This is a genomic window from Streptomyces sp. AN091965 (genome assembly GCF_022698285.1).
Classification (GTDB): domain Bacteria; phylum Actinomycetota; class Actinomycetes; order Streptomycetales; family Streptomycetaceae; genus Streptomyces.
In genome coordinates, this window is sequence record NZ_JALDMY010000001.1 from 5,719,400 (window position 1) to 5,734,943 (window position 15,544).

Here is a 15,544-nt window from a genome sequence, read left to right on the forward strand (position 1 = left end):
ACGGGTGCCGAGCACCGACGGGGACTCGCGCGACAGCGCACGCGGTGACCGTGCACGCGGGGACAGTGCACGTGAAGAACATGCACGCGGGGACGGCGCACGCGAGGACGGTGCACGCGGAGACCGTGCACATGGCGACCGCGCACGCGGAGACCGTGCAAGCGGAGGCGGCGCACGTGAAGACCGTGCACGTGGTGACCGCGCGCGCGGGGACAGCGTGATCGAGACCTCCGCGCTGACGAAGCGGTACGGCAAACACGTCGCCGTGGACAGGCTGAGCCTCGTCGTGCCCCGCGGCAGCGTCTTCGGCTTCCTCGGGCCCAACGGCTCGGGCAAGACCACGACCATCCGCATGCTGATGGGCCTGATCGAGCCGACGTCAGGCCGGGCTTCGGTGCTCGGCCGCCCCATGCCGCGCGCCCAGCGCACCGTGCTCCCGCGCGTGGGCGCGCTCATCGAGGGCCCCGCCCTCTACGGCTTCCTCTCCGGCCGCGAGAACCTCCGCCGGTACGACGCCGCCGATCCGACGGCCGACCCCCGCACCCGCCGCGCCCGCGCCGAGGCCGCGCTCGACCGGGTCGGCCTGACCGCCGCCGCGGGCAAGAAGGCCAAGGCGTACTCGCTCGGGATGAAGCAGCGCCTGGGCCTGGCCACGGCGCTGCTCCAGCCGCGCGAGCTGCTGGTGCTCGACGAGCCGACGAACGGCCTCGACCCGCAGGGCATGCGGGAGATCCGCTCCCTGGTGCGGGAGCTGGCGTCCGACGGCACGACGGTCTTCCTCTCCTCCCACCTGCTCGACGAGATCGAGCAGGTGTGCACGCACGCCGCGGTGATGGCACAGGGCCGTCTGATCACCCAGGGCCCGGTGGCCGAGCTCGCCGCGGGCGCGCGGGGGCGGCTCGTCGTGACGACACCGGACACCGCCGACGCCGCCCGGGTCCTGAAGGAGCAGGGCGTCGCGGACGTCGTCGTGGAGGAGGACCGCGTGACGGGCGAGCCGCCGGGCCCGGACCGCGTGCCGGACCTCGCCGACGTGACCGCCGCGCTGGTCGGCGCGGGCGTCCGCGTCCGCGGCTTCGGCGTCGAACGGGCCTCCCTGGAGGACGCGTTCGTGGCGCTGACGGGAGAGGGATTCGATGTCGCGGGCTGAAGTGACACCAGGGGCCGGCATGACAGGCGAGGCGGGCGTGAGAGACGAGACGGGTGTGACGGGCAAGGGCTCCGCGGAGAAGGCGGGCGGCGGCGCGCCCCGCACACCGAGCCTCCTGTGGAGCCTCGGTCTGTTCCGCAGCGAGCTGTCCGTGACGTTCCGGCGCTGGCGCACCCTCGCGCTGCTCGCCGTCCTGGCCGCCGTGCCGATCCTCGTGGGCATCGCCGTGAAGATCGAGACCAGCGACGGCGGTTCGGTCGGCGCGGGCGGCCCGGACGGCGAGGGTCCCGCGTTCATCGCGCAGGTCACCAACAACGGCCTGTTCCTGGTCTTCACAGCGCTCGCCGCGACGCTGCCGTTCTTCCTGCCGATGGCGGTCGGCGTCGTCGCGGGCGACGCGATCGCGGGCGAGGCCAGCGCGGGCACGCTGCGCTATCTCCTGGTGGCGCCCGCGGGCCGCACCCGGCTGCTGCTCGCCAAGTACGCGACCATGCTGGTCTTCTGCGTGGTCGCGACTCTGGTCGTGGCCGCGTCGGCGCTCGCGGTCGGCGCCCTGCTGTTCCCGCTCGGAGAGGTCACGACGATCTCCGGGACGCGCATCGGCTTCGCCGACGGGCTGCTGCGCGCGCTGCTCATCGCGCTCGTCGTCGCCGCCTCACTGATCGGCGTGGCGGCGCTCGGGCTCTTCGTGTCGACGCTGACGGGCAGTGGCATCGCCGCGATGGCGACGACGGTGGGCCTGCTCATCACCGTCCAGATCGTCGACCAGATCCCGCAGCTGCACGCGGTCCACCCGTACTTGTTCCCGCACTACTGGCTGTCCTTCGCGGACCTCATGCGCGACCCGGTCTACTGGGACGACCTGGTGCGGAACCTCGGCCTTCAGGCGCTGTACGCGGGTGTGTTCGGCTCGGCGGCGTGGGCGCGTTTCGGGGCGAAGGACATCGCGAGCTGACGGCCTCCGGGCTGACGGCCGCCGAGCGGGCGGGCACCGAGCTGACGGCCACCGGTCACTCGGTGTCGTACGGGTAGCGCGCGAGCGGCGGCTCCTGGGCGAAGAACGTCTTGGCGCGGGTCAGCGCCTCGGTGTCGTCGAGCACCTGGCCGGGCCGGGTGCCGTTGCCGAGCAGGACGCCGCCGAAGCGCATCGGGAAGTACGCCGCCGAGTAGCGCAGCGTGCCGATCAGCGGCTCCGCCACCTCCTGTTCGCGGTGCGCGAGCGCCGTCACGCCCCACAGGGTGCGGCTCTTCATGGCGTCCTGGAAGCCGAGCTCCGGGACCTCAAGCCAGGCGTCCCAGTAGTCGAGGTAGCGCTTGACGGAGGCCGAGACCGAGTACCAGTACAGCGGCGACACGATGACGATGTCCGTGGCGTCGAGGGTGGCCTCCAGGAGCAGCGCCTCGTTGTCGCCGACGGGCAGCGGGCGGGCGCGGCCGTACGACGGGTGGTGGCGCAGGTCCTCCAGGTCGGGGACCTGGTGGTCGGCCAGGCTGAGCCAGCGCTGCTCGACGTCCGGGGGGAGCTGCTCGGCGGCCTTGCGGGCCAGGATCTCGGTGTTGCCGTCGGGACGGGCGCTGCCGAGGACGAACAGGAATTTCCGGGTCATGACGCTCCCTGGGCGGTGCGGCGGATCCTTGCGCGTGCACTATATGCACACGCAAGGATCTCCGTCCAGGGATGATCGGCTTACTGCGACAGGCCCCATACCGCGTAGGCGATCGCGTCGCTGTTGCGGTCCAGCGCCGTGTTGTTGATGTTCGCCGTGGTGTCGCACGACGAGTGGTAGCAGCGGTCGAAGGCCTGGCCCGCGGTGCCGCCCCACTTCTGGGCCTGGGCCGAGGTCTTGGCGGTGCTCGCGCCGGTGAAGATGCCGCCGACCGGGACGCCCGCGTTCTTGAACGGGGTGTGGTCGGAGCGGCCGTCGCCCTCGCGCTCCGGCTCGGTGCCGATGTTCAGGCCCGAGTAGTAGGTCTTGAAGGTCCGCTCGATGGTGGGGTCGTCGTCGTAGACGAAGTAGCCGGGGTTCGGCGAGCCGATCATGTCGAAGTTCAGATAGCCCTTGATCTTCGTGCGCTCCGCGGCGGGCAGGTTCCGCACGTGGTACGAGGAGCCGACGAGGCCCAGCTCCTCCGCGCCCCACCAGGCGAACCGCAGGTGCTTGGTGGGCTTGTACTGCTCACGGGACACGGCGAGCGCCGTCTCCAGGACGGCCGACGAGCCCGAGCCGTTGTCGTTGATGCCCGCGCCGCGGCTGACGCTGTCGAGGTGCGAGCCCGACATGATGACCTGGTTGGGGTCGCCGCCGGGCCAGTCGGCGATCAGGTTGTAGCCGGTCCGGCCGCTGGACGTGAACTGCTGGACGGTCGTGGTGTATCCGGCGGCGTCCAGCTTGCCCTTGATGTAGTCGATCGAGGCCTTGTAGCCCGCGCTGCCGTGCGCGCGGTTGCCGCCGTTGGCGGAGGCGATGGACTGCAGCTGCGAGAGGTGCGCCTTGACGTTGGCCACCGGGATGTCGGGGGCGGCGGCGCGCGTCGGCGCCGTCGTCCCGGTGGCCGCGGTGGATATCGCGCTGGTCGTCAGGAGCGCGGCGACGGCTATGGCGGCCGCGGTCGCGGTGCGTCCGGGAGCGGAGAGTCTCATGTGGGGGGCTCCGGCTTCTGTGTGGTGAATTCCGGGTGGATTCCCGGGGCTCACATCCCGAGTTGAACGTCGAATGAGCCTGGAGTGCCCGATGGTGGAGGCGTGTTGAGTTCACGTCAAGAGCGGGATCCGGACGCGTAGTTCCGCATACCGTGCGCTCTTCGTACGCGTGTGGGCGGATCCGCGGGGGCGCGGCAGGGCCGGCCGTCTCAGGGCCGCACGTACACGACCCAGCCGGGCGCGTATGTATCCGGAACCGGTGCCCGGGTCCAGGACCGGGCCCAGGCCGGCGGCGGCGCTTCCCGCATGACCAGGGCGGTGGGGCGGCGTTCGGCACCGCGGGGCGAGGGCTCGCAGCCCGCGGCATAGGCAAGCGGAATCACCGACGTGTTGCCGCCGAGGAGACAGGGCGGCCGTACGCCCCGCTCGTGCAGGACGGCGGCGACCCGCACCCAGTCGCGCCTCGCGGACTCCTGGATGCGGTAGGTGGAGGAGGCCAGGGTGAGCTGCGCGGCTAGATGGGCCGCGAGGGCCAGGGCGAAGGCGCCCACCGCCGCCTTCCGCAGCCGCGCGCGCCGCGCCGCACGGGCCGTCGCGAGCACCCCGAAGGCGGCGGGCACGGCGAGCAGCGCGTGCGTGGGCAGCAGGAACCTCGGTGCGGTGTAGGGCACCACGAGCACGTACGGCAGTGCGGCCGAGACCGCGACGGCCACGGCCAGCAGACCCCCGGCGGCCGTGCGCCGCAGCCCGCGCACCGACCACAGGCCGAGCGGCACCAGGACGGCGAGCAGCAGCCACCACCCCAGGGCGGTCGGCCGCACCCCGTCGCCGGAGCACGGGCGGCAGAGCAGCGGCCCGTCAAGGGCGGTGAACAGGTGCAGCGCGGAGTCGGTGAGCCGCAGCCCGCCCTGCACCTCGCTCGCGGAGCTGAGCCGTTCGCGGACGCCACCGAAGCGAACGTACGCCTCGATCGCCCAGGGCAGGAAGCCCGCCGCGAAGCCGGTGAGGGCCGCGGCCGCGCGGGCGCCCGAGCGCCACCTCGGCACCAGGGCCGTGGCGAGCAGCAGCGGCCCGGCGACGGCGGCCCCGTCGTTCGGCCGCATCAGGGTGGCGAGGGCGAGGCCGCCCGCGACGCCCGCGCAGGCGCCCGCCGTGGGACGGCGGTGCAGGTAGAGCCCGACGGCACCGGTGGCGCCCATGGCGGTGTAGTGGTTCGGCATGGCGGCGTTCGCGTAGAACAGGGTGATCCACAGGCTGCCGTACAGGCCCGCGGCCACCGGAGCGGCCTCGGGGCGGTCCGGCGCGGCCCGCACCCAGGGGCGGAAGCCGAGGTAGAGCGCGGCGCTCGCCAGGAGCGTCAGCCAGGCGCGCAGCAGCACGGCCGAGTCGCTCCAGGTGGCGACGGGCGCGAGGAGCAGCGGTACGCCCCGGGTGCGGGGCGCGCTGAAGGGCACCCCGGCGCCCGGGCCCGCGAACGGGCCGAAGCGGCTCGCGTAGACGAGCTCGTCCCAGCCGAGCCGCAGCCCGAGCGGGACGAGGGCGAGCGAGGTGAGGGCGAACAGCGCGCAGACGGCGAGCAGAAGCCGGTGAGCACGCTGTTCGCGGTCGCGACGCGTGGAGCGTCGCGCTTCCTGTTTCCGCAAGTCGAGCGCCACCCGACAACCGTAAGGAATACGGGCATTACGGCGGGAGTACGCCTGCCGCCGGGCGTGGCCCGCGCTGTCGTGAACGTGGCGCTCTCCCGGGCCGTCAGGAGACCGGGCCGAAGACCTCCACCTCGTGCTCGGCGTAGGCCCGGAACACCGTGTCGGCCACGGGCGACGTGCCGCCGCGCGGGGCGAGGGCGCGCAGGTCGTCGGCCGTGGCCCACGACATCAGCCAGGCCCGCAGCCACGGCGCGTGCTCGACGGGCGTGGCCGCGCGGATCCTGGCCTCGGCGGCGGCGTAGTCCTCGGCGCCGACGTGCCGCGTGATGACCGGGAACAGCTCCCGCTCCTCAGCCGCGATGTGCCCCGCGAGGGCCGCGTGCTGCACGGCGAGCGCGTCGGCGAGACGGCGGGCGTGCCGCGCGGGATCCTCGCCGAACAGCGTGGCCGCCCAGTCGCAGGCGTCCTGGAGCCGGTCGAGGGCGGTGTGGTCCTCGGTGAGCGAGGCGAGGTCGGCGACGCCTTCGGGGGAGAGGCCCTCCACGAAGGAGCCGTCCGTCAGGGCCTGTTCGACGGCGGCGGCGATCACCGGCCACAGGACGGCGTCCTCGTTGTCGTGGTGGTGCCGGACGCCGACGTTGTAGCGGTGCACGTACGTGGCGATGGAGAGGGCCCACGCGCCGGTCACCGGGCGGCCGGACGCGGCGATGCCCTCGACCAGCGCGGCCAGGCGCGCGATGTCGCCGGTGATCGCGCGGTGGGCGAGGCGGATGCCGGTCAGGTCGGGTGCGGGGGCCAGGGCGTGGTTGGTCATGGAGAGACTGTGGAGGAGGCAGGTACAGAACCGGTCAACAGCCGTTGAACGACCGGGCCCTCCACGGGCTCGGGTGGCGCGGGTCACACGTGGAGCTACGCGGTCCGGGGCCGCCCCCGCACGCAGGATGGGCCCATGCACATAGGTATCGCCCTGCCGCAGTACGGCACCCACGCCCGGGAAGAGTCCATCGCGCCGTTCGCCCGGGACGCGGAGGCCGCCGGGTTCGACTCGCTGTGGGTCGGGGACCGCTCGCTCACGCCGGTCGCGCCCAGCGATCTGTACCCCGGTCACACCCCGGACAACCCGTACCCGCCCGAGTACAAGACCTTCATGGACCCCCTGACGGTCCTCACCGTCGCCGCCGCGGCGACCACCCGGGTCCGGCTCGGCACCAGCACCCTCAACGCCCCCTGGTACCCGCCGCTGCTGCTCGCCCGCACCCTGACCACGCTCGACCGCGTCAGCGGGGGCCGCCTCGACGCGGGGCTCGGCATCGGCTGGCTGCGCGACGAGTACACGGCCGTGAACGCGGACTTCGGCAAGCGGGGGGCGCGCCTCGACGAGATCCTGGACGTCCTGGAGGGCATCTGGACCGAGGAGACCTTCGAGCACGAGGGGCCGCACTGGCGGATCCCCCGCTCCTACGTCGGCCTCCGGCCCGTCCAGCAGGCCGGTCCTCCGGTGTACTTGGGCGGCTTCAGCCCCGCCGCGATGGCCCGCGTCGGCCGCCGTGCCGCCGGCTGGGTCGGGGTCACGCTGCCGCCCGAGGCGCTGGCGGGCCTGTGGTCCATCGCCCGCGGCGCCGCGGAGGCCGCCGGGCGCGACCCCGGCGCGCTGCGCCGCGAGATCCGCCACAACCCGAAGCCGGGGGCTTCGGCGGAGGAGATCGCGGGGGTGCTGCGCGGGGTCCGGGGGGCCGAGGTCGAGGGGTGTTTCGTGGACCTTCAGCAGTGTGTACGGGAGCCGGGGGCGGCGCTGGACCTGGGCGCCCGGGTACTGGACCTGCTCCGCGCGGGCTGACCCCGCCGCCCGGGGCTCGGCCTCCGCCCCAGCCGGGGCCCGCCGCGCTCGGCTCGGCCCGTTTTGCCGGGCGGGGCCCGGGTGCCCCCCTGCCCAACGGCTGGGCGGCACCTGGGGCTGTGCCCTCCCTTCCCCGAGCTCTCGGCTTCGGTCGAGCAGGGGATGCCCCACTCGCCCTGCGGGACGATTGCCCACAGCGGGGGGCGCGGCGCCCCGCGCGGGGTGGCCCCACCCACCGCCCCCGCCCGGGCCCAGCGAGGCTCGCCCCTCGCACCGGCCCCACGCCCCCGCGCGGGCCCAGCGGGGCCCACCCCCGCACCAGCTCCGCTCCTCCGCGCGGCGTGGACCCGCCCGCCGCCCCCGCCCGGGCCCAGCGAAGCGCTGCCTTCGCACCGACCCCGCGCCCCGGCAGGCGTGGACCCGCCCGCCACCCCCGCCCCGCAGGGGCGGTGTCAGCCGATCACGCACCCGCGGCGCCCCGCGTCGGGGCCGGTCGGGCGAAGCCGGGTGTGACGGGTGGGTGGGTGGGAGAGACCCGCCGCGGTAGCGGGGGGCGTCGGCCACGGTGCCACGCCTCGGCCCCCGCCCGGCGAAGCCGGGGCCGCGCCGGGGAGCGGGAAACCTACCCGTCAGGGGCCGAAGCGGCGGCGGTACGCGGAGGGGCTGAGCCCCGTGGCCCGGCGCAGCCGCGCGCGGAGGTTGGCCGCGGAGCCGAGCCCACTGCGCCGGGCCACGACGTCGAGCCGTTCCTCCCCGCGCTCGATGAGCCGGCACGCGAGCCCCACCCGCTCCCCGTTCAGCCAGGCCAGCGGCGTCGTACCCAACTGCGCCCGGAACCGCCGGTGCAGCGTGGCGGGACTGACGGCGGCCCGCGCGGCGAGCCCGCCCACGGTGAGGGGTTCGTCGAGCCGCTCCTGGGCCCAGGCGAGGAGCGGCGCGAGGGACTCGTCGGGGACGTCGGGGACGGGCCGTTCCACGAACTGCCGCTGTCCGCCGTCGCGGTGGGCGGCGAAGACGAGCCGCCGGGACACGGACACGGCGACCTCCGCGCCGAAGTCGCGGCGCACGATGTGCAGGCCGAGGTCGAGCGCGGCGGCGCTGCCCGCGGCGGTGAGGATGTCGCCGTCGTCGACGAAGAGGACGTCGGGTTCGAGCCGGACGGCGGGGAAGCGGGCCCGGAAGTCGTCGGCCCACTGCCAGTGCGCGGTGGCGCGGCGCCCGTCGAGGACCCCGGCTTCGGCGAGCGTGAACGCGCCGCTGCAGAAGCCGACGAGCCGGGCCCCGCGCGCGTGCGCGCGCCGTACGGCGTCCAGGACGGCGGGGCGGCGCGGCACCTCGGTGTCGGGCCGGTTGGGCACGATCAGCGTGTCGGCGGTGTCGGCGGCCTCGATCCCGGCCACCCCGGTGAGCGTGAAGAAGCCGTCCCGCATGAGGGTGCGAGGCTCGGGCGAGCACAGCGCGAAGCCGTACAGGGCGGGCCGCGGGCGGCCGAGTTCGGGCCGCTGGAGGCCGAAGATCTCGGTGACGCACCCGAGTTCGAAGGGATTGGAGTTCTCATCAACGATGACCACGACCCGATGCCCCGCCCCGCCCCCGGGCCGCCCGCCCCCGCCCCCGGGCCGCCCGCCCCCGGCCCCCGGCCGTGCGGCTTCGGCCCCCGGCCGTCCGGCCCCGGCTCCCGACAGCCCGGCTTCGGCCCCCGCCCGCCGGGCTTCGGCCCCACCCCACGCCCCGGTCCCCGGCCCGCCCCCGGGCCCCCGCGAGTTTTGTTGCGCCATATGCGATTTCTAGCACTCGTGGTCGCGCGCGCCAAGGGTCACGATGGCCTCATGACCATGGAAAGCGCAGTTCAGAGGCGTATGCCGATCGCTCTCGACCAGGCCTTCGCTGCCTTCGACGAGCACTGGAGCCCCCGTATCGTCACGCACGTCAACGACTACGACGTGCGCGTCACGAAGGTCGAGGGCGAGCACGTGTGGCACGTGCACGATGACACCGACGAGTTCTTCCTCGTCGTGGAGGGGGAGTTGGAGATCGCCCTGCGCGAGCCCGCGGGGGAGCGCACGGTGACCCTGCCCAAGGGGTCGGTCTTCACCGTCCCGCGCGGCACCGAGCACAAGCCGACCGCGCGCCCCGGCACCCGGATCCTGCTCTTCGAGCCCACGGGCACGCTGACGGTCGGGGACCGCCACGACGAGGTCCCCGACCACGTGGACGTGACCACCGGTCACGCCCTCAACGCCTAGCGTCAGCCCTCACTGGACGCAGAACTCGTTCCCCTCCGGGTCCGTCATCAGCGTCCACGCGCCGCCCGCGGCCCGCACCCGCCGCTGCACGGCCGCGCCCAGCGTCTCCAGGCGGGCGACCACGTAGCCGAGCGCCTCGGCCCAGAAGGCGGCCTGGGCGTGCGGGTCGTGCGCGTCGATGACGAGCTTCCAGTGCAGGGTCATGCGGCCATTCAAGCGCCCGCCCCCGGGCCGGGGTCGGCCCCCGCGCCCGCCCCGGCGTCGTTCGCCCGCGCGTCGTACGACGACCGCGCCGCCGCGATCTCGTTCTGGTGTTCCTCGGTCCAGGTGACCAGGGACTGGATGGTGTGGTGCAGGGTGCCGCCCAGCGGCGTCAGCTCGTACTCGACGCGGGGCGGCACCACCGGGTGGACCGTGCGCCGCACGAGGCCGTCGCGCTCCAGCTGACGCAGGGTGACGGTGAGCATCCGCTGGCTGATGCCGTCGATCTCGCGCCGCAGCTCGGTGAAGCGCAGTCGGCGCTGGTCGAGGAGCGCGATCACCAGGAGTGACCACTTGTCGGCGATCCGGTCGAGGATCTGCCGCACCTGGCAGTCCTCGCGGGTGTCCCACTGGAAGGGGTCGGCGTCCCCGTAGTCCAGCCCGTTCCCGTACTCCTGGGCCGCGCCGTGGGGCACGGTGCCTCCGGAGTTACTCGGTGACTTCAAAGTGCCTTCTTCCATACCCGTCGATGCTGCCGCACGCTGTCCACGGTTACAAGAAGGAACCGGCCATCAGTTGGGTAACCAACGGGTTGAATCGAGGAGTCACCATGGGCGCCCGTGCGTGGGCACTGCTGCTCGTCCTCTGCGGCACGATCTTCCTGGAGGGTGCCGACATCGCGATGCTCGCCATCGCGATCCCCACGATCAGGTCCGACCTCGACCTGTCGACGGCCACCGCGGCCTGGGTGATCAGCTCGTACGTCCTCGGCTACGCGGGCTTCACGCTGCTCGGCGGCCGCGCGGCCGATCTGCTCGGCAGGCGCCGGATGTTCCTGACCTGGCTCGGCGTCTTCCTGGTCTTCTCCGGGCTGGGCGGCCTCGCGACCGAGGGCTGGATGCTGATCGTGGCCCGGTTCGTGACCGGTGTGGCCGCCGCGTTCATGACGCCCGCCGCGATGTCCATCATCACCACCTCCTACGCGGAGGGCCCCGAGCGCAACAAGGCGCTGCTCGTGTTCGCGGGCACCTCGGCGGGCGGCTTCTCGCTCGGCCTGGTCATCGGCGGACTGCTCACCGAACTCGGCTGGCAGTGGGTGTTCTTCGCCCCGGTCGTCCTCGCCGCCGCGATCCTCGCCGCCGCCGTCCGGCTGGTGCCCGCGGCCGACGCGCCCGCGGCGAAGGCGTCGGCGACCCTGCGCTCGGGCGGCTTCGACCTGCCGGGCGCGGCGGCGGCCGCGGGCGCCATGCTGCTGCTCGCCTACGGCGTCGTACGGCTCGAACACGGCCTCGACGGCTGGCCGTTGACGCTCGGCGCGGCCCTCGGCGGGCTGCTGCTCATCGCCGCGTTCGTCGGCATCGAGCGCCGCGCGGCCGTGCCGCTCGTGCGCCTCGACATCTTCCGCACCGGCACGGTGGTGCGGGCCGGGCTCGGCGCGCTGCTGTTCCTCGGCGCCTTCATGGGCTTCCAGTTCGTGCTCACGCTGTACTTGCAGGAGCTGCGCGGCTGGTCGTCGTGGCAGACGGCGGTCGCCCTCGTCGTGATGGGCTGCGACGTGGTGCTCGCGCCGACCCTCACGCCCCGCCTGGTGAACCGCTACGGCCACGCCCGCGTGATCCTCGGCGGCTTCCTGCTCGCGGCCCTCGCGTACGCGCTCTTCCTGCCGGTCGGCATGGACTGGACGTACGCGGCGATGTTCCCGACGCTGCTCATCGCGGGCACGTCCTTCGCCCTCGCGTACGGGCCGCTGATGATCGCGGCGACCGACGGCGTCGCCGCGCGGGAGCAGGGCCTCGCGGGCGGAATCCTGCACACCGCCACGCAGTTCGGGGCGGCGATCGGGGTCTCGGGCGTGACGGCCGTGTACGGGCTCGTCGCCGGGGGCCACGGCGGCGCGGACGGGACCGGGCACTCGCTCGACGCCTTCCGCGCGGCCCTCGTGGTGCCGGTGGCCCTCGCTCTGGTGGGCGTGGCCGTCGCCCTGGCCGGGGTGGTGCGCGGTGGGCGGCCGGGTCAGCCCGCGGCCCGGAGCGAGGAGCCCGCCGCCGCCCTGCCCGTGAGCAGCGACGCGCGGTGACCGCTCGGGGTGATCCCGCGGATCCGCTTGAAGGCGTCGCTGAAGCCGAACCCGTCGGCGTATCCGACCCGTCCGGCCACGGACGCCACCGTCGCACCCGGCTCGGCGAGCAGCTCGGCGGCCAGCGTCATGCGCCACTCGGTGAGGTACGCCATCGGCGGCCGCCCGACGAGATCGGTGAAGTGGCGGGCGAAGGCCGCGCGCGAGACCCGGGCGCGCGCGGCCAGCGCCGCCACCGTCCAGGCCCGGCCCGGCTCCTCGTGCATGGCGCGCAGGGCCGGGCCCACCACGTCGTCGCCCAGCGCCCGGTACCAGGCGGGCGGGCAGGACTCGGGCAGGTCGAACCACTCCCGCAAGGTGCAGGCGAGCAGCCAGTCGAGCATCCGGTCCATCACGTACTGGCGCCCCGCCCGGTCGGTCGCCACCTCGTCCGCGATCAGGCCGATGATGGCCAGACACTCCTCGCCGCCGGGCACCACGAGCACCGGCGGCAGCGCGCTGAGCAGCCGCCGCCCGCCACTGCCGTCCCACTGGTAGGTGCCGGTGACCAGCTCGGTCTCCGCGTCGCCCGTGGCGGCGACGCCGAACGGGCCCGAGGTGCACACGGCGGCGCAGCCCGGCCCCAGGGTGCGCGTCCCGCCCGGTCCCGTGACGTGTGCCTGCCCCCGCAACACCATGACCAGGGTCAGCGCGGCGGGCTCCGTCCGCTCCGGCTCCCACGCCCCGCGCAGCACCGTACGAGCGAACAGCGCGCCGTCCGCGCGGATGCCGCGCAGCAGATCCCCCAGAGCGTCCATGCCCCCACCGTAGACGGGCGTCCGGGTCGGTTGGACGGATGCCTATGGGGTCGAGACGGACGCCCATGTCTCCAGGAGCGGCACGGGGGTTGGCTGGACGCATGACGACGACACCCCAGACAGCGCCTCAGACGACACCGCGTACCGACGATCTGATCCTCGTGCTCGGCGCCACCGGCAAGACCGGGCGCCGGCTCGTGCCCCGGCTGCGTGCGGCGGGCCACACCGTGCGGGCGGCCTCCCGCTCCGGCGAGACCCGTTTCGACTGGAACGAACGCTCTACTTGGTCGGCGGCACTGGACGGCGTGTCCGCCCTCTACCTGGTCGCGCCGGAGGAGCCGGAGCCCGTCACCGACTTCGTGGCCCAGGCCGTGGCGGCGGGCGTGCGCCGCTTCGTGGTCCTGTCCGGGCGCGGCGTCGAGGTGTCCGGCGAGTCCTTCCTCGCGGGCATGGCCCGGGCGGACCGCGTGGTCCGGGAGACGGACGTCGACTGGACGGTGATCCGCGCCAACAACTTCGCGCAGAACTTCGACGAGGACTTCGCCCACGCGCCGCTGCTCGCGGGCCGCCTCGCCCTGCCGGTCGGCGACGTCGTCGAGCCGTTCGTCGACGTCGAGGACATCGCGGAGGTCGCGGCCGCGCTGCTCACCGAGGAGGGCCACACCCACCGTGTGTACGACCTCTCGGGGCCGCGCGCCCTCAGCTACGCGGACGCGGTCGCGGAGATCGCGGCGGCGTCGGGCCGCCCGATGCGCTTCGAGGCGGTCACGGAGGAGCAGTTCCTGACGGAGCTCCGTGCGACGGAGGTCCCCGAGCCGCTGGCGCGCGAACTGGCCGCCGTCTTCACGTTCACGGCCGAGGGCCACCTCTCGCCGCTCGCGACGGGCGTCCAGGACGTACTGGGCCGGGCGCCGAGGGACTTCAGCGCGTACGTGAAGTCGGCGGCGGCGCGGGGTGCGTGGGCCTGACGGCGGGAGGCGGGACGGCCTGCCGCGCGGCGGCGGCCCGGGCCGCGTTGCGCCGCGCGAAGCGGAACGCGTCGAAGGTCAGCAGCGCGAGCGCCAGCCACACCAGGGCGAACCCGGCCCACCGCTCCGGCGGCATCTCCTCGTGGAAGTACAGGATGCCGAGCAGGAACTGGAACACGGGCGCCAGGTACTGCAGCAGCCCCAGCGTGGACAGCGGCACGCGGATCGCGGCGGCGCCGAAGCAGACCAGCGGCGCCGCCGTCACCACACCGGTCGCGGCGAGGAGCGCGGCGTGCCCGGCGCCCTCCGTGCCGAACACGAGGTCGCCCTGGGTGCCGAGCCACACCAGATAGGCGACGGCGGGCAGGAACTGCACGGCGGTCTCGGCGGCCAGGGACTCCAGGCCGCCGAGGTTGACCTTCTTCTTCACCAGGCCGTACGTCGCGAAGGTGAAGGCCAGGCAGAGCGAGATCCACGGCGGCCTGCCGTAGCCGATGGCGAGGACGAGCACGGCGGCCAGGCCCACGGCGACGGCGGCCCACTGCACGGGCCGCAGCCGCTCGCCCAGCAGCAGGACGCCGATCGCGATGGTGACCAGGGGGTTGATGAAGTAGCCGAGGGAGGCCTCGACGACGTGGCCGGTGTTCACGGCCCAGATGTAGATGCCCCAGTTGATGGTGATGACGGACGCGGCGATGGCGACGAGGCCCAGTTTGCGGGGCTGGCGGAGCAGTTCACCGGCCCAGGCCCAGCGGCGTACGAAGAGCAGCGCGACGGCGACGACCACGAGGGACCAGGCCATGCGGTGGGCCAGGATCTCGCCCGCGCCCGCGGGCTTGAGGAGCGGCCAGAAGAGGGGCACGAGGCCCCACATGCCGTAGGCGGCGATGCCGTTCAGGAGGCCTGTGCGGGCTTCCCCCTTCGCCTGCGCAGGTCCCACAGTTCCTCCTCCGTACCGGCAGCCCCACGCTGCATCCCGAAGGTAGCGCCCGTGACACCCGCCTGTCATGCCCGTATCGGAATACGGTCATGACACCCCCCGCCCCCGCTGTGCCCACCGGCCGGCGGCCACAGACGAGACGATCAGGCCAGGGCGGCAGCAACAGCCGTGGCGAGCGGAGTGGTGGGCCGCCCGATCAGCCGGGCGAGGTCCCCGCTGGTCCCGGCCAGCAGCCCGCGCCTGATCGCCGCGTCCACGTCCACGAGCACCGCGGCGATGGGCTCCGGCAGCCCCGCCCCGGTCAGCACCGCCAGATGCTCCGCGGGCGACACCTCGGCGTACGTCACGTCCTTGCCGGACACCTCCGCGACCTGCGCCGCGTACTCGGGGAAGCTCCACGCCACGTCCCCGCTCAGCTCGTACGCGCGCCCCTCGTGGCCCTCGCCGGTCAGGACGGCGACGGCCGCGGCGGCGTAGTCGGCGCGGGCGGCGGAGGCGACGCGGCCCGAGGGCCCGGCGCTGCCGACGACGGCCCCGTGCTCCAGGACGGGGGCGAGGTGCTCGGTGTAGTTCTCGTGGTACCAGCCGTTGCGCAGGAACGTGTACGGAAGGCCCGATTCGAGCACCGCCCGCTCGGTCTCCTTGTGCTCGGCGGCGAGGTCGAAGTCGGCGTCGGGCCCGCCGAGGACGCCCGTGTACACCAGGTGCGCGACCCCGGCGGCCCGCGCCGCGTCGATGACGGCCCGGTGCTGCGGCACCCGGCGGCCTATCTCGCTGCCGGACACGAGCAGGACCTTGTCGCCCGCCGCGAAGGCGCCCGCGAGGGTCTCGGGCGCGCTGTAGTCCGCGATCCGCAGTTCGATGCCGCGCGCGGCGAGGCCGGCGGCCTTCTCCTTGTTCCGTACGACGGCCACGACCCGGTCGGCGGGGACGCCCGCGTCGAGCAGCCCCTCGACGACGAGGCGGCCGAGGTGTCCGGTGGCTCCGGTGACGACGATGCTCATGGGTGATTGCTCCCTGTACGTCCTGTTGGGATGAGGT

Annotated in this window: 17 protein-coding genes; 7 read left to right on the forward strand and 10 right to left on the reverse strand. The window is 74.1% G+C overall.

The window, feature by feature from the left end; all coding sequences use genetic code 11:
- Positions 1-71 precede the first annotated feature (71 nt).
- Genes MQV74_RS24280 through MQV74_RS24290 form a run of 3 tightly spaced genes read left to right on the forward strand, consistent with a single transcriptional unit; the run spans position 72 to position 2,105 of the window.
- Positions 72-221, forward strand: a complete 150-nt coding sequence (locus tag MQV74_RS24280; protein ID WP_242721019.1) for a hypothetical protein — start codon at positions 72-74, stop codon at positions 219-221.
- Positions 218-1,150 carry an ABC transporter ATP-binding protein gene (locus tag MQV74_RS24285; RefSeq protein WP_242721022.1) on the forward strand — a complete coding sequence of 311 codons (933 nt, stop codon included), beginning with the start codon at positions 218-220 and terminating at the stop codon, positions 1,148-1,150. The genes MQV74_RS24280 and MQV74_RS24285 overlap by 4 nt, the downstream gene beginning before the upstream one ends.
- Entirely contained in the window at positions 1,137-2,105 is a 969-nt protein-coding gene (locus MQV74_RS24290) for an ABC transporter permease (RefSeq protein ID WP_242721024.1), read from the forward strand. Before MQV74_RS24285 ends, MQV74_RS24290 begins: the two co-directional genes overlap by 14 nt.
- Before the next feature lie 55 nt (positions 2,106-2,160).
- Here the strand turns inward: MQV74_RS24290 and MQV74_RS24295 are convergent, their stop codons facing one another.
- From MQV74_RS24295 to MQV74_RS24310, 4 genes are all read right to left on the reverse strand, one after another.
- Entirely contained in the window at positions 2,161-2,757 is a 597-nt protein-coding gene (locus MQV74_RS24295) for a flavodoxin family protein (protein ID WP_242721027.1), read from the reverse strand.
- A gap of 80 nt (positions 2,758-2,837) precedes the next feature.
- Positions 2,838-3,791 (reverse strand): M28 family metallopeptidase, encoded by a 954-nt coding sequence (locus MQV74_RS24300; RefSeq protein WP_242721030.1) that lies wholly within the window; start codon positions 3,789-3,791, stop codon positions 2,838-2,840.
- Positions 3,792-4,000: 209 nt separating this feature from the next.
- Positions 4,001-5,446, reverse strand: coding sequence for a hypothetical protein (locus tag MQV74_RS24305; RefSeq protein WP_242721034.1), 1,446 nt, complete (start codon positions 5,444-5,446; stop codon positions 4,001-4,003).
- A 94-nt stretch (positions 5,447-5,540) separates the two neighbouring features.
- Complete coding sequence (locus MQV74_RS24310) at positions 5,541-6,251, reverse strand: hemerythrin domain-containing protein (RefSeq protein ID WP_242721037.1); 711 nt, start codon at positions 6,249-6,251, stop codon at positions 5,541-5,543.
- Between the two features lie 135 nt (positions 6,252-6,386).
- Here MQV74_RS24310 and MQV74_RS24315 point away from each other — a divergent pair, with 135 nt between their 5' ends.
- Positions 6,387-7,274 (forward strand): TIGR03619 family F420-dependent LLM class oxidoreductase, encoded by an 888-nt coding sequence (locus tag MQV74_RS24315; protein WP_242721040.1) that lies wholly within the window; start codon positions 6,387-6,389, stop codon positions 7,272-7,274.
- A gap of 629 nt (positions 7,275-7,903) precedes the next feature.
- Here MQV74_RS24315 and MQV74_RS24320 read toward each other — a convergent pair.
- On the reverse strand, positions 7,904-8,845 hold the full coding sequence (locus MQV74_RS24320; RefSeq protein ID WP_242721043.1) for a helix-turn-helix domain-containing protein: 942 nt from the start codon (positions 8,843-8,845) through the stop codon (positions 7,904-7,906).
- A 288-nt stretch (positions 8,846-9,133) separates the two neighbouring features.
- On the opposite strand from MQV74_RS24320, the gene MQV74_RS24325 reads away from it, so the two are divergent.
- Positions 9,134-9,520 carry a cupin domain-containing protein gene (locus tag MQV74_RS24325; RefSeq protein WP_242729080.1) on the forward strand — a complete coding sequence of 129 codons (387 nt, stop codon included), beginning with the start codon at positions 9,134-9,136 and terminating at the stop codon, positions 9,518-9,520.
- 9 nt (positions 9,521-9,529) lie between these two features.
- Here MQV74_RS24325 and MQV74_RS24330 read toward each other — a convergent pair whose 3' ends face one another.
- Positions 9,530-9,724, reverse strand: a complete 195-nt coding sequence (locus MQV74_RS24330; RefSeq protein WP_242721046.1) for a VOC family protein — start codon at positions 9,722-9,724, stop codon at positions 9,530-9,532.
- An 8-nt stretch (positions 9,725-9,732) separates the two neighbouring features.
- Entirely contained in the window at positions 9,733-10,242 is a 510-nt protein-coding gene (locus tag MQV74_RS24335; protein ID WP_242721049.1) for a winged helix-turn-helix transcriptional regulator, read from the reverse strand.
- A gap of 89 nt (positions 10,243-10,331) precedes the next feature.
- Here MQV74_RS24335 and MQV74_RS24340 point away from each other — a divergent pair, with 89 nt between their 5' ends.
- A complete protein-coding gene (locus MQV74_RS24340; RefSeq protein WP_242721052.1) occupies positions 10,332-11,798 on the forward strand; it encodes an MFS transporter in 1,467 nt (488 codons plus the stop codon).
- On the opposite strand, the gene MQV74_RS24345 is transcribed toward MQV74_RS24340, so the two are convergent.
- Positions 11,735-12,595 carry an AraC family transcriptional regulator gene (locus tag MQV74_RS24345; RefSeq protein WP_242721055.1) on the reverse strand — a complete coding sequence of 287 codons (861 nt, stop codon included), beginning with the start codon at positions 12,593-12,595 and terminating at the stop codon, positions 11,735-11,737. The genes MQV74_RS24340 and MQV74_RS24345 overlap by 64 nt on opposite strands.
- Before the next feature lie 101 nt (positions 12,596-12,696).
- On the opposite strand from MQV74_RS24345, the gene MQV74_RS24350 reads away from it, so the two are divergent.
- Positions 12,697-13,563: an NmrA family NAD(P)-binding protein gene (locus tag MQV74_RS24350; RefSeq protein WP_242721058.1), complete on the forward strand. Its 867-nt coding sequence runs from the start codon at positions 12,697-12,699 to the stop codon at positions 13,561-13,563.
- Here MQV74_RS24350 and rarD read toward each other — a convergent pair.
- Complete coding sequence (gene rarD / locus MQV74_RS24355) at positions 13,517-14,437, reverse strand: EamA family transporter RarD (protein ID WP_242729082.1); 921 nt, start codon at positions 14,435-14,437, stop codon at positions 13,517-13,519. The two genes, MQV74_RS24350 and rarD, sit on opposite strands and share 47 nt — an antisense overlap.
- Positions 14,438-14,646: 209 nt before the next feature.
- Positions 14,647-15,507: an SDR family oxidoreductase gene (locus MQV74_RS24360; RefSeq protein ID WP_242721061.1), complete on the reverse strand. Its 861-nt coding sequence runs from the start codon at positions 15,505-15,507 to the stop codon at positions 14,647-14,649.
- Positions 15,508-15,544 lie beyond the last annotated feature (37 nt).

Coding starts and splice junctions, on each gene's coding strand:
- MQV74_RS24290 (WP_242721024.1), top strand. CDS start 1,137: ATGTCGCGGGCTGAAGTGACACCAGGGGCCGGCATGACAGGCGAGGCG.
- MQV74_RS24295 (WP_242721027.1), bottom strand. CDS start 2,757: ATGACCCGGAAATTCCTGTTCGTCCTCGGCAGCGCCCGTCCCGACGGC.
- MQV74_RS24300 (WP_242721030.1), bottom strand. CDS start 3,791: ATGAGACTCTCCGCTCCCGGACGCACCGCGACCGCGGCCGCCATAGCC.
- MQV74_RS24310 (WP_242721037.1), bottom strand. CDS start 6,251: ATGACCAACCACGCCCTGGCCCCCGCACCCGACCTGACCGGCATCCGC.
- MQV74_RS24315 (WP_242721040.1), top strand. CDS start 6,387: ATGCACATAGGTATCGCCCTGCCGCAGTACGGCACCCACGCCCGGGAA.
- MQV74_RS24325 (WP_242729080.1), top strand. CDS start 9,134: ATGCCGATCGCTCTCGACCAGGCCTTCGCTGCCTTCGACGAGCACTGG.
- MQV74_RS24330 (WP_242721046.1), bottom strand. CDS start 9,724: ATGACCCTGCACTGGAAGCTCGTCATCGACGCGCACGACCCGCACGCC.
- MQV74_RS24335 (WP_242721049.1), bottom strand. CDS start 10,242: ATGGAAGAAGGCACTTTGAAGTCACCGAGTAACTCCGGAGGCACCGTG.
- MQV74_RS24340 (WP_242721052.1), top strand. CDS start 10,332: ATGGGCGCCCGTGCGTGGGCACTGCTGCTCGTCCTCTGCGGCACGATC.
- MQV74_RS24345 (WP_242721055.1), bottom strand. CDS start 12,595: ATGGACGCTCTGGGGGATCTGCTGCGCGGCATCCGCGCGGACGGCGCG.
- MQV74_RS24350 (WP_242721058.1), top strand. CDS start 12,697: ATGACGACGACACCCCAGACAGCGCCTCAGACGACACCGCGTACCGAC.
- rarD (WP_242729082.1), bottom strand. CDS start 14,437: ATGTGGGGCCTCGTGCCCCTCTTCTGGCCGCTCCTCAAGCCCGCGGGC.
- MQV74_RS24360 (WP_242721061.1), bottom strand. CDS start 15,507: ATGAGCATCGTCGTCACCGGAGCCACCGGACACCTCGGCCGCCTCGTC.